Below are 13,723 nucleotides of genomic sequence, written 5' to 3'. Positions count from 1 at the left end.
GCCGGGCGTTTAATTGGCCGGTTTCGTCACGTCGATCTTTTCGATCCATTCGGGATAGAAGCTCGGTTCGCGCGCCGACCAGCCGGGCGCGGTAGCGGCGGCTTCGCTGATCGACTGGAGCAGCAGCTTGCGCTTGTCGGGGTGCAGGTGCGGCAGCGATGCCGCGGCGCAGAAAGCGCCGGGCAGCCACGGCCGCGCGTGCGCGCCGAGCAGGCGTTCGTAGAGAAAGCGATAGGCGGCGAAGGTCGGCAGGCGGTCCTGCCCCAGATCGAAGGCCGATACCGCAACGAGCGGCGCCATAAAGCCTTCGAGCGCGTCGAGCCCGCTGTCCTCGGGAATATGGGTGCGAATGTCGCCCAGCCGCTGATAGACGCGAGCCTGGACGCGGATTGCGGTTTCTTCGACCATGTCGCGCGACCAGCGCGCGATCGCATCGTCACGCTCGAGCCCGATATCGAGCGAGCGGCGAATATAGCGCTGCGTCCCCGCAGCGAAGCCCGCAAATTCCTTGATTTCGGCGAGGGACAAATCGCCGGATGCCGGTCCCGAACGCGTCGCCATGGTCATGCTCCCGCTTGCGCACCCCGGGGAGCCGTCCCCCCGGAGGCTTGCATCGAACAGTCTGCCACCAAAATGGTTAGTGGCCGGTTAACCATGACGTCGGCGTGCGTTCAGCTTCGCTTGTGGGGCGTTGCGCCGCGCGGCGACCGGGCCTAATCAGCGTGTCATCAGACCATAAGACACGCAGGGACAACCATGTCGCACGCACCGCAGCCGGTCATTTCCGCCACCGGCCTCTTCACCCCCGCCGAACGCATCACCAACGAAGAACTTGTCGCCAGTTTTAACCGGTATGTTGCGCTGCACAATAGGGAAAATGCCGCGGCGATCGCAGCGGGCGAGACAGACGAACTCGCTGAATCGAGCGTCGAATTCATCGAAAAGGCGAGCGGCATCGGGTCGCGCTACGTCGTCGACAAGGCGGGTATTCTGGACCCCGAGCATATGGCGCCGCGGCTTGCCGAGCGGACCAATGACGAGTTGTCGATCCTCGCCGAAATCGGCGTGGCGGCCGCAAAGGACGCGCTGGCGCGCGCCGGCCGCGATGCCGCCGACGTCGATGCGGTGCTGTGCGCGGCGTCGAACATGCAGCGCGCCTATCCTGCGATGGCGATCGAGATTCAGCAGGCGCTGGGCATCGACGGCTTTGCCTTCGACATGAATGTCGCCTGCTCCTCGGCAACCTTCGGCATCCAGACCGCGGCCGACTATATTCGTGCGGGGCACGCAAGGAGCGTGCTCGTCGTGAATCCCGAAATCTGTTCGGGCCACCTCAACTGGCGCGACCGCGACAGCCATTTCATCTTCGGCGACGTCGCCACCGCGATTCTGGTCGAGGACAAGGCTATCGCGCCGGCGGGGCATTGGGACATATTAGGTACCCGGCTGAAGACCGTTTTCTCCAACAATATCCGCAACAATTTCGGCTTCCTGAACCGCGCCCATGGCGCCATCGACCAGTCGGGTCCGAAGACCGACAAGCTGTTCGTCCAAGAGGGCCGCAAGGTGTTCAAGGAAGTCGTGCCGATGGTCGCCGCCATGATCGTTGAGGAAATGGAGAAACTCGGCCTGCAAGGCGCCGACATGCGCCGCCTGTGGCTGCATCAGGCGAACACCAACATGAACCGCCTGATCGCGCACAAGGTGCTGGGGCACGAGGCGAGCGCCGACGAAAGCCCGACCGTACTCGATACCTATGGCAATACCTCAAGCGCCGGGTCGATCATCGCCTATCACCTGAACCACGACGATATGCAGGCGGGTGATACCGGGCTGATCTGTTCGTTCGGCGCCGGTTATTCGGCGGGTACGGTGTTCGTTCGCAAGACGTGACCGCCAAAATCGTCGCTTACGCGAAGGCGGGGGCGACGGAACCGCTTAAGGCACGAAGGTCGTGAACAGATAGATTGCGAACAGCATCAGGTGGATCGTGCCCTGCAGCACGGTCGTCCGCCCGTTCGCCAGCGTCTGCGACGCGACGATCAGCGAGAGGAACAACAGCACCGTCGATTTGGCATCGAGGCCCAAGCTGATCGGCATGTCGGTGGCGATCGACAGGATCGCGACCGCCGGGATGGTCAGCCCGATCGTCGCCAGCGCCGATCCGAGCGCGAGGTTGAGGCTGGTTTGCAGCCGATCGGCCTTTGCCGCGCGTACTGCTGCCAGTCCTTCGGGGGCGAGGATCAGCGCCGCGATCAGAACGCCGAGCACCGCCGGCGGCGCGCCCGCTTCGGCGAGCAGCGCGCCGATCACCGGCGACAGCGCCTTCGCCAGCAGCACGACCCCGAACAGGCACGCGACGAGCAGGGCGAGCGACAGCCACATCCGCTGCGCCGATGGCGGGGCGGCGTGGGCGTCGGGTTCGTCCTGCGCTTCGCCATCGGGAAGGAAATAATGGCGGTGGCGAACGGTCTGGACGAGCGCGAAGGTCGCATAGAGGATCAGCGACACCACCGCGACGAAGCCGAGCTGGGTTGCCGAATAGCGCGGTCCCGGCGCGCTCGAGGTGAAATTGGGGAGCACCAGCGTCACCACCGTCAGCACGGTGAGCGTCGCCAGCGCAGCGCCCATGCCGGTGCGCTGGAACCGTTGTTCGTGATGGCGGATCGCGCCGCTGAGCAGGCAAAGCCCCATCAGCAGGTTGATGATCACCATCACCGCCGCGAACACCGTGTCGCGCGCCAGCGTCGCCGCCTTTTCGGGCTCGGCCTGCATCAGCGTAAGGATCAGCCCCACCTCGATCACCGTCACCGCCAGCGCGAGGATCAGCGTCCCGAAGGGTTCGCCGACGCGGTGCGCGACGACTTCGGCATGATGGACCGCGGCGATCACCGAGCCGGCCAGGATTACCCCGACCAGAAAGGGATTGAGCGGCATCGCCAGGCTGGCGATCGCGGCACCGAAGCCGAGGATCGGCAGCAGGTCGTTAACACGGTCGGCGAGGCGGAGCTTGGCTGTCATCGGCTTTCTATTGCAGCCGCTTGGCCTCAGCGCCAGTCCTTCAGGACATCAATGCGCGCGCACCGGCAGCCCTGCGGCGGCGAGCCGCGCATGCGCCTCGGCGATCGTCGCTTCGCCGAAATGGAAGATGCTGGCCGCGAGCACCGCGCTCGCGCCGCCTTCGATCACGCCGGCGACCAGATGGTCGAGGGTGCCGACGCCGCCCGATGCGATCACCGGCACCGACACCGCATCGGCAATCGCGCGGGTGAGCGCGAGGTCATAGCCGTCCTTGGTCCCGTCGCGGTCCATGCTGGTGACGAGCAATTCGCCCGCGCCCAGTTCGGCAAGGCGCACCGCATGGGCAAGCGCATCGACCCCGGTCGGGGTGCGTCCGCCATGGGTGAAGATTTCCCACCGCCCCTCGGCGACGCGGCGCGCGTCGATGCTGCCGACCGCGCACTGGCTGCCGAAACGGTCGGCGATGTCGGCGACAAGTTCGGGGCGCGCCACCGCGGCGCTGTTCACCGCGACCTTGTCGGCGCCCGCGAGGAGCAGCGCGCGCGCATCGTCGGCGCTGCGCACGCCGCCGCCGACGGTCAGCGGCATGAAGCAGACTTCGGCGGTGCGTGCGACCATATCGAGCAGCGTGCCGCGCCCTTGGTGGCTCGCGGAAATGTCGAGGAAGCAAAGCTCGTCGGCGCCCGCCGCGTCATAGGCGCGCGCGGCTTCGACCGGATCGCCGGCGTCGCGCAGGTCGACGAAATTGACGCCCTTCACGACGCGCCCATCAGCGACGTCGAGGCAGGGGATCACGCGAACGCGGACGGTCACGACACACCCCCATAATTTTCTCCGCATCCCCGAGCGAAGACGAGGGGCCCGTTCGAGCGCAGCGAGAACCGATCCGCGGCAGCCTCGACTTCGCTCGGCAATGCCCCTCGACTTCGCTCGGGGATGCGGATTGGGGAGAGACTTGTCACGCCCGCCCCGCCGCGATCGCTTCGGCGAGGTCGAGGCGGCCGTCGTAGAGCGCGCGACCGGTAATCACGCCTTCGATTCCATCGGCGACGTGCGGGCGCAGCGCGTGGATGTCGCGGATATCCGCGACGCCGCCGCTCGCGATCACCGGGATGGCGACCGCCTGCGCCAGCGCAACGGTCGCGGCGACGTTGCAGCCCTTGAGCAGCCCGTCGCGCCCGACGTCGGTGAACAGCAGTGCGGCGACGCCGGCATCCTCGAAGCGCCGCGCCAGATCCTCGACGCGCACGTCGGAGACATCCGCCCAGCCTTCGGTCGCGACCATGCCATCGCGCGCATCGACGCCGACGATGATCCGGCCCGGCAAGTCGCGCGCGGCCGATTTGACGAAATCGGGGTCTTTGAGCGCCGCGGTGCCGATGATGACGCGCTCCACCCCGAGCGCGAGCCAGCGATCGACGCCCACGCGATCGCGGATACCGCCGCCGACCTGCACCTTGCCCGGAAAGGCCGCGACGATGCTTTCGACCGCCGCGCCGTTGACGCTTTCACCAGCGAAGGCGCCGTCGAGATCAACGACGTGCAAATGGCTGGCGCCCGCGTCCGCGAACAGGCGTGCCTGCGCCGCCGGATCGTCGCCATAGACGGTCGCGCGCGCCATATCGCCCTCGGCGAGCCGCACCACCTGCCCGCCCTTGAGGTCGATCGCGGGGAAGAGGATCAGGCCAGAATCTACGGGCGCCATGCGAGGAATCTTTCGAGGGTCGCGAGGCCATAGGCCTGGCTCTTTTCGGGGTGAAACTGCACGCCGACGATATTGTCCTTCGCCACCGCGGCGGTGAAAGGGTCGCCATGACTGCTCGTCGCCGCGACATGCGCCGCGTCGGCGAAATGATAGCCGTGCAGATAATAGGCCTCGCCCGCAGCCAGCACCGGATGCGCGAAGCTCGGCACGACATCGTTCCAGCCCATGTGCGGGATGCGCAGTCCCGGCGCCGGCGTGAAGGCGCGCACCGTTCCGCCGATCCAGCCGAGCCCTTCGTGCCGCCCATGCTCCTCACCCGCATCGGCGAGCAATTGCATCCCGACGCAGATGCCGAGGAAGGGCGCACCCTCGCCGCGAACGCGCTGCTCCATCGCCTCGATCAGGCCGGGAATTGCCGCCAACCCGTTCATGCACGCGGCAAAGGCCCCCACACCCGGCAGCACGATGCGGTCGGCTTGTCCCACGACATCGGGATCGGCGGTGACGGCAACATCGTCCGCGCCCGCCGCGACGAGCGCATTATGCACCGAGCGAAGATTGCCCGCGCCATAGTCGATCAGGGCAGTGGCGCTCATGGACAGCCCCTAAAGGACACCCTTGGTCGACGGAATCGCGTCGCCCTTGCGCGGGTCGATCTCGACCGCGGCACGCAGCGCGCGGGCAAGCGCCTTGTACATGCTCTCCGCAATATGGTGGTTGTTCTCGCCATAAAGGGTTTCGATGTGCAGCGTGATCCCTGCGGTCTGGGCAAAGCTGTGGAACCAGTGCGGAAACAGCTCGGTATCCATCTCGCCGAGCCGCGGCTGCGAGAAGGCCGATTTCCAGACGCAGTGCGGGCGCCCCGAAATATCGAGGATGCAGCGAGTCAGCGTTTCGTCCATCGGCGCATGGGCTTCGCCGTAGCGGGCGATGCCGCGCTTGTCGCCGAGCGCCTTCGCCACGGCTTCGCCGAGCGCGAGGGCCGAATCCTCGACCGTATGATGCTGGTCGATGTGCAGATCGCCCTTCACGGTCATCGAAATGTCGATCAGCGAATGGCGCGACAATTGTTCGACCATATGGTCGAGGAAACCGATTCCGGTGGACACCGAATAGTCGCCGGTGCCGTCGAGGTTGACGGCGATCGCGATATCCGTTTCCTTGGTCGTGCGCTGGACGGTGGCGGTTCGCATGGCATGCCCCTTAGAGCCTAATTTTCGCGTTGCAAGGCGACTCTGCCCGACAGACCCCCCTTGACCCGCGCCCGTCGTCCGTTCATCCCCCACCGCCATGAGTGATGACGTTCGCGACAGCCTGATTCCCTATGACGAAATCGTGCAGGATGCGCTGCGCGCCGTGGTCGGCCGCGTGCTCTCGCAAATCGAGGGGTCGGACCATCTGCCCGGCGAGCATCATTTCTACATCACCTTCAAGACGCAGGCGCCGGGCGTATCGATCTCGGCGCATCTGGTCGCGAAATTCCCCGACGAAATGACGATCGTCCTCCAGAACCGCTTCTGGGATCTGAAGGTCGAAGAGGATCTTTTCAGCGTCGGCCTGTCGTTCAACCAGACGCCCTCGACGCTGGTCATCCCCTATGCCGCGATCACCGCCTTCGTCGATCCGTCGGTCGATTTCGGCCTGCAGTTCCAGGTCAGCGAAGACGAGCTGGAGCAGCCCGAGCCGCATGACGAAGCCGATAACGACCGCCCCGACGTTGCGGTCGAGGACGGATCGAATGTCGTGACGGTGGATTTCGGCAAGAAACGATAGGATGGCGGGCCCCAACTGGCCCCCCAGCCGCTTCTGGCAATATTGGGCACTCGCCGGGATGCTGGTGTTGACCGCCGCCTTCTGGTGGGGTGTCGAGGGCTATGCCCGCTTCGAAAGCGGCGTCGGCGATGCGATCGCCGACGGGCTGCTGCGCTTCAGCCTGCTGATCCTGACCCCGGCGCTGCTGATCGTCTGGGCGGCGGCAGCCTGGTTCCGGCGACGGATCGGCGAAGGCGGCTATTGGCAGTTTCTGGGCCTGGTCGCGCTGATCTGGGCCGGCGCGGTGGCGGTGACGAGGATATTGATCGGATGAGCGACACGCGGATCGAAAGCGACAGCATCGGCGAGATCGCGGTCCCGGCGAACGCCTATTGGGGCGCGCAGACGCAGCGTTCGATCGAGAATTTCCCCTTCGGCACGCGCGAGCGGATGCCGATCGAGATCGTCCATGCGCTCGCGCTGGTCAAGCAGGCGGCGGCGCGGGTGAACCGTCGGCACGGCCTGTCCGCCGAAAAGGCCGACGCGATCGAGGCTGCGGCGCGCGAGGTTGCGGAGGGTCGCCACGACGACCAGTTCCCGCTCGTCATCTGGCAAACCGGCAGCGGCACCCAGTCGAACATGAACGTCAACGAGGTGATCGCCGGGCGCGCCAATGAGATACTCTCGGGCCAGCGCGGCGGCAAATCGCCCGTGCATCCCAATGACGACGTCAACCGCAGCCAGTCGTCGAACGACAGCTTCCCGACCGCGATGCATGTCGCGGCGACACTGGCGATGACGCACCGGCTGATGCCCGCGCTCGACCGTTTGATGGACGCGCTGCTCGCGAAGGCGAAGGCGTGGGACGATATCGTCAAGATCGGCCGCACCCATTTGCAGGACGCCACTCCGCTGACGCTGGGGCAGGAGTTTTCGGGTTATTATGCGCAGCTCCGCCTGTGCCGGACGCGCACCGAGCCGATGGTCGAACATGCCATCACCCGGCTTGCGCAGGGCGGGACCGCGGTCGGCACCGGGCTCAATGCCCCGGCGGGTTTTGGGGAGGATATCGCGGCCGAGCTGGCGACGATCACCGGCATCGGCTTCAGGAGCGCGCCTAACAAGTTCGAGGCGCTGGCGAGCCACGACGTGCTGGTCGATCTGTCGGGACGGCTCAACACGCTGGCGGTCGCGCTGACCAAGATCGCCAACGACATTCGCCTGCTGGGATCGGGGCCGCGCGCCGGATTGGGCGAGATCGACCTGCCCGCGAACGAACCGGGCAGTTCGATCATGCCGGGCAAGGTCAATCCGACCCAGTGCGAGATGCTGACCATGGTCGCGGCGCAGGTGATCGGCAATCATCAGGCGGTGACCGTCGGCGGGATGCAGGGGCATCTCGAGCTCAATGTCTTCAAACCGTTGATCGGCGCCAATGTGATGCGCTCGATCGATCTGCTCGCGACGGGGATGGAGGGCTTTGCGGCGCGCTGCGTCGACGGAATCGAACCCAATCGCGAACGTATTGCCGAGCTTGTCGACCGATCGCTGATGCTGGTGACGGCGTTGGCGCCCGAAATCGGCTATGACAAGGCTGCGAAGATCGCCAAACATGCGCATGAGACGGGATCGACCTTGCGCGCGGCGGCGCTCGACCTCGGCTATGTCGACGCTGCGACCTTCGACCGTGTCGTCGACCCGCGGCACATGCTCGGCCCGGAACCCGAATCGCCCGCCGGGGATTGATAGGGGGAGGAAGGATATGAAGATGATGGGACGGATCATCGGCGGCGTGATCGGAAGCGCGATCGGCCGCAGGAAAGGCAATCATACGATGGCGGGCGCGGTGATCGGCGCCGGGACGCTGTTCGTCGCGCGGCGGATGTTCCCGCAGCGCTATGCGGCGCTCGCCGCGACCGCTGCGGCGGCCTATCTCACCAAGAAATGGGCCGACCGTGCCGAAGCGCGGCAGGCGGCCGAGGCCGCGCATCGCGCCGACAGCGCGCTCGCGCAGGAAGGCGTCGTCGATCCCTATGCGGGGATCGTCCACACCGACGGCCAGGATCTGGGCGACGCCCTGCCGCCGGCAATTCCGGTGGACGAAAAGGCGCCGCGCCCCGCCATCCACTGAGCGGCAGGCACCGAGCGGCGGGCGCTATCCGCCCGCCTGCCACTCCTTCACCGCCTCGATCGGTGAGGCCAGCATTAGTATGTTGAGCGTCAGATTGTCGCGGATCGCCCACAGGGTGAAGAGTTCGAAGGCGAGCGCGAGCGCGACGGTCGCCCACCAGCGCATCCGGCTGGCCGCCAGAAAGCCGGCGATCATGAAGGCGGCGTCGCTGACCGAATTGAGCACCGAATCGCCCGCATAGCCATAGGCCATGGTAACCTCGCGGTAGCGGTCGATGATGACCGGCGAATTTTCCAGTATCTCCCATGCGCCTTCGATCCCGATCGCGACGGCGAGTGCGGTCCACAGCGGCGCGCGCGGCATCAGCCAGCGCGACAGGCCGTAAAAGATGAACCCGTGGATGATATGGCTGAAGCTGTACCAGTCGGAAATCTGCTGGCTGTTCTGGTTCGACTGGACGGTGCCGTGCCACAGGCTGATCGTGCCGCAGGGGCAGATCGGCGGGCGCCCCATCGCGATCAGGATCGCGGCCAGCAGGCCGAGCAGCCCCACCGCCACCAGCCAGCCCGTGCGCGACATTCCCCGCATCCCTGTATTCCTTCCCGCTTGACCGCCGCCCCCGCTCGGGCAATTAGCGCCCATGGCTGAAAGCGTCCACCTCAACCGCCGCGGCGTCCTGTTCGTCCTCTCCTCGCCCTCGGGTGCAGGCAAGACCACCATCTCCAAAAAGATGCTCGCGGGCGACCGCGACATTGCGCTGTCAATCTCCGCCACCACGCGGCCGATGCGTCCCGGCGAGCAGGATGGGGTCGATTATCATTTCGTCGACGTCGACACGTTCAAGCAGATGGCCGCCGACGGCGAATTCCTCGAATGGGCGCATGTCTTCGGCCATCGCTACGGCACCCCGCGCGACCGCGTCGAGGAGCTGCTTGCCGCGGGCAAGGACGTGCTGTTCGATATCGACTGGCAGGGCGCGCAGCAGCTCTATCAGGAAGCCGGCCCCGACGTGGTGCGGGTGTTCATCCTGCCGCCGACGATGGAGGAGCTCGAACGCCGGCTGCGCGCGCGCAACACCGACAGCGACGAAGTGATCGCGGCGCGGATGGCACGCGCGGCGAACGAGATCAGCCACTGGGACGGCTATGACTATGTGCTGATCAACGATGATGTCGAAGGCTGTTTCGAGGAAGTGAAGGCAATCCTGCGTGCCGAGCGGCTGAAGCGCCGCCGCCAGATCGGCCTGATCGGCTTCGCCCGCGACCTGATCCGCTCGGTACCCGAGGCGGATCCGACGCTTTAGCAGGGCTCGTCGCCCCGCCTTAGCGGGGGCGACGCTGTCGAGGGTTACGTCAACCCGCCCGCGCCAGCTTCGCTTCCAGTTCCCTCACCATTTCAGCGCGCAGCGGCTTGGCAGCGCCGTCGGTGCGGCACACCACGACCGTATCACAGGTCGCGATGCAGCGACCGTTCTGGAACATCGCCTGCACGATCGTCCAGCTCGAGGTGCCGAGGCGACCGATGCCGGTCGCGATCTCGACGGGGTCGGGAAAATTGCCCTCACCCAGATAGTTGATCTCGACCGCGGCGACCATCGTGCGCTCGTTCGCCGGGCGCTCCTCCCAAGGACGGATTTCGCGGTTCAGCAGCACGCGGCCGCTTTCGAACAGTGCCGCAAAGGCCACATTGTTGAGGTGACCGTTGATGTCCATGTCCTGGAAACGCGTCTGCAGATCGAGGTGGACAGGGTAGCTGGCGGCATCGAGCCGCCAGCTTTCCGGTTTCGGCATATCAGCGCGGACCCATGCGGATGCCGCCGTCGAGGCGCACGTCCTCACCGTTGAAATAGCCGTTTTCGATCATCGTCAGCGCGAGACCCGCATATTCGGTCGGGTTGCCGAGGCGCTTCGGATTGAGGACCGATGCCGCGAGCGCATCGCGGACATTCTGCGGCGCGGCGCCGAGCAGCGGGGTGTCGAAGATGCCCGGCAGGATCGTGTTGACGCGGATGCTCTCGGCCGCAAGGTCGCGCGCGATCGGCAGGGTCATGCCGACGACGCCGCCCTTCGACGCCGAATAGGCCGCCTGACCGATCTGACCGTCCTCGGCCGCGACGCTCGCGGTGTTGACGATCGCGCCGCGTTCGCCATCTTCCATCGGGTCGAGCGTCATCATGCCCGCCGCCGACTTGGCGATGCAGCGGAAGGTGCCGACAAGGTTGATCTGGATAATCCAGTTGAAGGCATCGAGCGGGAAATGCTTGATGCTGCCGTCTTCTTTCGACCGGCTTGCGGTCTTGATCGCGTTGCCGGTGCCGGCGCAGTTCACAAGGATACGCTCCTGACCGATTGCGGCGCGCGCCTTTTCGAAGGCGGCATCGACCGACGCATCGTCGGTGACATTGCATTCGCAGAAGACACCGCCGAGTTCGGCAGCAAGCGCTTCGCCCTTTTCGGCCTGCAGATCGAAGATCGCGACCTTGACGCCCTTCGCGGCAAGCGCGCGCGCGGTGGCGGCACCAAGGCCCGAAGCGCCGCCAGTGACGACGGCGGATACGGTGGAATCGAGTTTCATTCTAATTTTCCTTCCCTTGTTCCGTTTGCCCTGAGGAGGGCTGAGCCTGTCGAAGCTCCGTCTCGAAGGGCTGCAACGCAGCATCCTTCGAGACGCCATTTCGGCAAGCTCAATGGCTCCTCAGGACGAACGGTTGTTCAATGTTCAAAGCCGCTCGACGATGGTGACGTTGGCCTGGCCGCCGCCTTCGCACATCGTCTGAAGACCATATTTGCCGCCGGTGGCGTCGAGCACGCCGAGCAGCGTCGCCATCAGCTTGGTGCCGCTGGCGCCGAGCGGGTGGCCGAGCGCGATCGCACCGCCATGCTGGTTGAGCCGCGCATGATCGGCGCCGAGATATTTGAGCCAGGCGAGCGGAACCGGCGCGAACGCCTCGTTCACTTCATAGGCGTCGATGTCCTCGATCCGCAGGCCGGCCTTCTTCAGCGCTTTTTCGGTCGCGAACAGCGGCTCTTCGAGCATGATGATCGGGTCGCCCGCGGTCACCGAAATATGGTGGATGCGCGCGCGCGGGGTCAGCCCATGATCCTTGAGCGCCTGTTCCGACACGATCAGCGCGGCCGACGCGCCGTCGCAGATCTGCGAGCTGGTCGCGGCGGTGATGGTGCCGCCTTCCTGCAGGATCTTCACCCCGGCAATGCTTTCGAGCGTCGCGTCGAAGCGAATCCCCTCGTCGACCGTGTGGCGCTGCGGCCCTTCGGGCGTCTCCACCTCGATCCCGACGATTTCATTGCCGAACAGCCCCGCCTCGGTCGCGACGCGGGCGCGGCGGTGGCTTTCGAGCGCGAAGGCGTCGAGGTCGTCCTTGGTGAAGCCGTGCTTCTTGACGATCATTTCGGCGCCCATGAACTGGCTGAACATGATGCCGGGATATTTCTCCTCGAGCCGCGGCGACTTATAATTGCCGAGCCCTTCCTTCATGAACAGCGTCGCGACGCTGCCCATCGGCACGCGCGTCATGCTTTCGATGCCGCTGGCGAGGACGATATCCTGCGTGCCCGACATCACCGCCTGCGCGGCGAACATCATCGCCTGCTGCGACGATCCGCACTGCCGGTCGATCGTCACCGCGGGGATCGAGTCGGGCAGCTTCGAGGCGAGCACGGCATTGCGGCCGAGATCCATCGTCTGCTCGCCGCCCTGGCTGACGCAACCGGTGATGACATCGTCGATTTTCGACGTGTCGAAGTCGTTGCGGTCGGCGATCGCGTCATAGACCGCGGCGCCGAGGTCGACAGGGTGAACACCGGCGAGCTTGCCGCCGCGGCGGCCACCGGCGGTGCGGACGGCATCTACGATATAGGCTGTGGCCATGGAGAGTTCCTTTCCGATTATCATCGCCCCCGCGAAGGCGGGGGCGACGGGATTAAAGCTTGCGCCCGATCAGTTCCTTCATGATCTCGTTCGTGCCGCCGAAGATGCGCGTCACGCGCGCCGCGCGCCAGGCGCGGGCGATCGGATATTCGTTCATATAACCCGCGCCGCCGAAGAGCTGGAGGCACTTGTCCATCACTTCCCACTGAAGATCGGTGTGCCACAGCTTCGCCGCTGCGCCCTCTTCGGGGGTGAGTTCCTTCTTCAGATGCCGCGCGAGCGCCCAGTCGAGGTGCGCCCAGCCGACCTGCAGCTTTGCCTTCAGATCGGCGAGGACGAAGCGGCTGTTCTGGAAATCGAGGATCGGTTTGCCGAACGCCTTGCGGTCGCGGGTATATTCGACCGTGTCGTCGAACGCGCGCTGCGCCGAGGCCTGCGCCGATACGGCGATCGACAGGCGTTCCTGCGGCAGTTCGCTCATCAAATAGATGAACCCCTGCCCCTCTTCGCCGAGGCAGTTGGTGATTGGCACGCGGACGTCGTTGAAGAAAAGCTCCGACGTGTCGGCTTCGTCCTGCCCGATCTTGTCGAGGTTGCGGCCGCGCTGGAAACCGTCGCGATCGGCTTCGACGAGCACGATCGACACGCCCTTCCACGCGGGCTGCACCTCTGTATCGGTCTTGACGCAGACCAGGACCAGGTCGGCATTCTGGCCGTTGGTGATATAGGTTTTCGACCCGTTGATGACATAATGATTGCCATCCTTCTTCGCGGTCGTGCGCATGCCCTGAAGATCGCTGCCGGTACCCGGCTCGGTCATCGCGATCGCGGTGACCACTTCGCCCGACACCATCTTGGGCAGCCAATGCTTCTTCTGCTCTTCGCTACCGTAACGGACGATATAGTTGGTGACGATATCCGACTGAAGCGAAAAGCCGGTGGTGACGCGGCCGTAATAGGCGCTTTCCTCGTCGACGATCGCATTATAGCCGAAGTCGAGGCCCAGCCCGCCATATTCTTCGGGAACGGTGGGGCACAGCAGGCCCAGCTCGCCCGCCTTGGGCCACAGATCCTTCGGCACGATGCCGTCCTCCGCCCATTTCGCCTGATTGGGCGCGACTTCCTTTTCAAGGAACTGGCGCACCGTCGCGCGGAACGCCTCATGATCGTCGGTGTAAGCGGTGCGCGACAGATTATCGAGCGACATCCTTCTTCCTTTCCCTGAG

At 65.4% G+C, this 13,723-nt stretch carries 17 protein-coding genes; 6 read left to right on the top strand and 11 right to left on the bottom strand.

All coding sequences use genetic code 11. The features are described from left to right. Window positions 1–9: 9 nt before the first annotated feature. The gene (locus tag EBMC1_RS05515) at window positions 10–561 is read right to left on the bottom strand and encodes a hypothetical protein (RefSeq protein WP_003041814.1); all 552 of its coding nucleotides are present in this window, start codon (window positions 559–561) and stop codon (window positions 10–12) included. A gap of 195 nt (window positions 562–756) precedes the next feature. On the opposite strand from EBMC1_RS05515, the gene EBMC1_RS05510 reads away from it, so the two are divergent. Then, window positions 757–1,893, top strand: a complete 1,137-nt coding sequence (locus tag EBMC1_RS05510; protein ID WP_003041811.1) for a beta-ketoacyl-ACP synthase III — start codon at window positions 757–759, stop codon at window positions 1,891–1,893. 45 nt (window positions 1,894–1,938) lie between these two features. Here the strand turns inward: EBMC1_RS05510 and EBMC1_RS05505 are convergent, their stop codons facing one another. The 5 genes from EBMC1_RS05505 to hisB form a co-directional block, all read right to left on the bottom strand. Further along, the gene (locus EBMC1_RS05505; RefSeq protein WP_003041808.1) at window positions 1,939–3,021 is read right to left on the bottom strand and encodes a calcium:proton antiporter; all 1,083 of its coding nucleotides are present in this window, start codon (window positions 3,019–3,021) and stop codon (window positions 1,939–1,941) included. Window positions 3,022–3,069: 48 nt separating this feature from the next. Continuing rightward, on the bottom strand, window positions 3,070–3,834 hold the full coding sequence (hisF, locus tag EBMC1_RS05500) for an imidazole glycerol phosphate synthase subunit HisF (protein WP_003041806.1): 765 nt from the start codon (window positions 3,832–3,834) through the stop codon (window positions 3,070–3,072). 145 nt (window positions 3,835–3,979) lie between these two features. Further along, on the bottom strand, window positions 3,980–4,726 hold the full coding sequence (hisA, locus tag EBMC1_RS05495) for a 1-(5-phosphoribosyl)-5-[(5-phosphoribosylamino)methylideneamino]imidazole-4-carboxamide isomerase (RefSeq protein WP_003041803.1): 747 nt from the start codon (window positions 4,724–4,726) through the stop codon (window positions 3,980–3,982). Next, window positions 4,714–5,322 carry an imidazole glycerol phosphate synthase subunit HisH gene (gene hisH, locus EBMC1_RS05490; RefSeq protein ID WP_003041800.1) on the bottom strand — a complete coding sequence of 203 codons (609 nt, stop codon included), beginning with the start codon at window positions 5,320–5,322 and terminating at the stop codon, window positions 4,714–4,716. Before hisH ends, hisA begins: the two co-directional genes overlap by 13 nt. A gap of 9 nt (window positions 5,323–5,331) precedes the next feature. Further along, a complete protein-coding gene (gene hisB, locus EBMC1_RS05485; protein WP_003041798.1) occupies window positions 5,332–5,919 on the bottom strand; it encodes an imidazoleglycerol-phosphate dehydratase HisB in 588 nt (195 codons plus the stop codon). 97 nt (window positions 5,920–6,016) lie between these two features. On the opposite strand from hisB, the gene EBMC1_RS05480 reads away from it, so the two are divergent. From EBMC1_RS05480 to EBMC1_RS05465, 4 genes are read left to right on the top strand one after another with little or no spacing between them, the layout of a single operon-like run. Beyond that, a complete protein-coding gene (locus tag EBMC1_RS05480) occupies window positions 6,017–6,499 on the top strand; it encodes an SspB family protein (protein WP_003041795.1) in 483 nt (160 codons plus the stop codon). Window position 6,500: 1 nt separating this feature from the next. Then, window positions 6,501–6,812 (top strand): hypothetical protein, encoded by a 312-nt coding sequence (locus EBMC1_RS05475; protein ID WP_003041793.1) that lies wholly within the window; start codon window positions 6,501–6,503, stop codon window positions 6,810–6,812. Then, complete coding sequence (gene fumC, locus EBMC1_RS05470) at window positions 6,809–8,224, top strand: class II fumarate hydratase (RefSeq protein ID WP_003041790.1); 1,416 nt, start codon at window positions 6,809–6,811, stop codon at window positions 8,222–8,224. Before EBMC1_RS05475 ends, fumC begins: the two co-directional genes overlap by 4 nt. Before the next feature lie 22 nt (window positions 8,225–8,246). Continuing rightward, window positions 8,247–8,609 carry a hypothetical protein gene (locus EBMC1_RS05465; RefSeq protein WP_156000983.1) on the top strand — a complete coding sequence of 121 codons (363 nt, stop codon included), beginning with the start codon at window positions 8,247–8,249 and terminating at the stop codon, window positions 8,607–8,609. Window positions 8,610–8,633: 24 nt separating this feature from the next. Here EBMC1_RS05465 and EBMC1_RS05460 read toward each other — a convergent pair whose 3' ends face one another. Next, window positions 8,634–9,188, bottom strand: coding sequence for a DUF2585 domain-containing protein (locus tag EBMC1_RS05460; RefSeq protein ID WP_003041785.1), 555 nt, complete (start codon window positions 9,186–9,188; stop codon window positions 8,634–8,636). Between the two features lie 61 nt (window positions 9,189–9,249). Here EBMC1_RS05460 and gmk point away from each other — a divergent pair, with 61 nt between their 5' ends. Continuing rightward, window positions 9,250–9,912 carry a guanylate kinase gene (gmk, locus tag EBMC1_RS05455; RefSeq protein WP_003041782.1) on the top strand — a complete coding sequence of 221 codons (663 nt, stop codon included), beginning with the start codon at window positions 9,250–9,252 and terminating at the stop codon, window positions 9,910–9,912. A 49-nt stretch (window positions 9,913–9,961) separates the two neighbouring features. On the opposite strand, the gene EBMC1_RS05450 is transcribed toward gmk, so the two are convergent. The 4 genes from EBMC1_RS05450 to EBMC1_RS05435 all read right to left on the bottom strand — a co-directional run bounded on the left by EBMC1_RS05450 (window position 9,962) and on the right by EBMC1_RS05435 (window position 13,704). Next, a complete protein-coding gene (locus tag EBMC1_RS05450) occupies window positions 9,962–10,399 on the bottom strand; it encodes an acyl-CoA thioesterase (protein WP_003041779.1) in 438 nt (145 codons plus the stop codon). A 1-nt stretch (window position 10,400) separates the two neighbouring features. Continuing rightward, the gene (locus tag EBMC1_RS05445; protein ID WP_003041777.1) at window positions 10,401–11,183 is read right to left on the bottom strand and encodes an SDR family NAD(P)-dependent oxidoreductase; all 783 of its coding nucleotides are present in this window, start codon (window positions 11,181–11,183) and stop codon (window positions 10,401–10,403) included. A 144-nt stretch (window positions 11,184–11,327) separates the two neighbouring features. Beyond that, a complete protein-coding gene (locus tag EBMC1_RS05440; RefSeq protein WP_003041773.1) occupies window positions 11,328–12,497 on the bottom strand; it encodes an acetyl-CoA C-acetyltransferase in 1,170 nt (389 codons plus the stop codon). A gap of 52 nt (window positions 12,498–12,549) precedes the next feature. After that, window positions 12,550–13,704, bottom strand: a complete 1,155-nt coding sequence (locus EBMC1_RS05435) for an acyl-CoA dehydrogenase family protein (protein WP_003041771.1) — start codon at window positions 13,702–13,704, stop codon at window positions 12,550–12,552. Between the last annotated feature and the right edge of the window lie 19 nt (window positions 13,705–13,723).

Source organism: Sphingopyxis sp. MC1 (assembly GCF_000371385.1).
In the GTDB taxonomy this organism is placed as follows: Bacteria; Pseudomonadota; Alphaproteobacteria; order Sphingomonadales; family Sphingomonadaceae; genus Sphingopyxis; species Sphingopyxis terrae.
The sequence above is the reverse complement of the archived record's forward strand: the minus strand, read 5'-3'. Positions and strand labels throughout refer to the sequence as shown.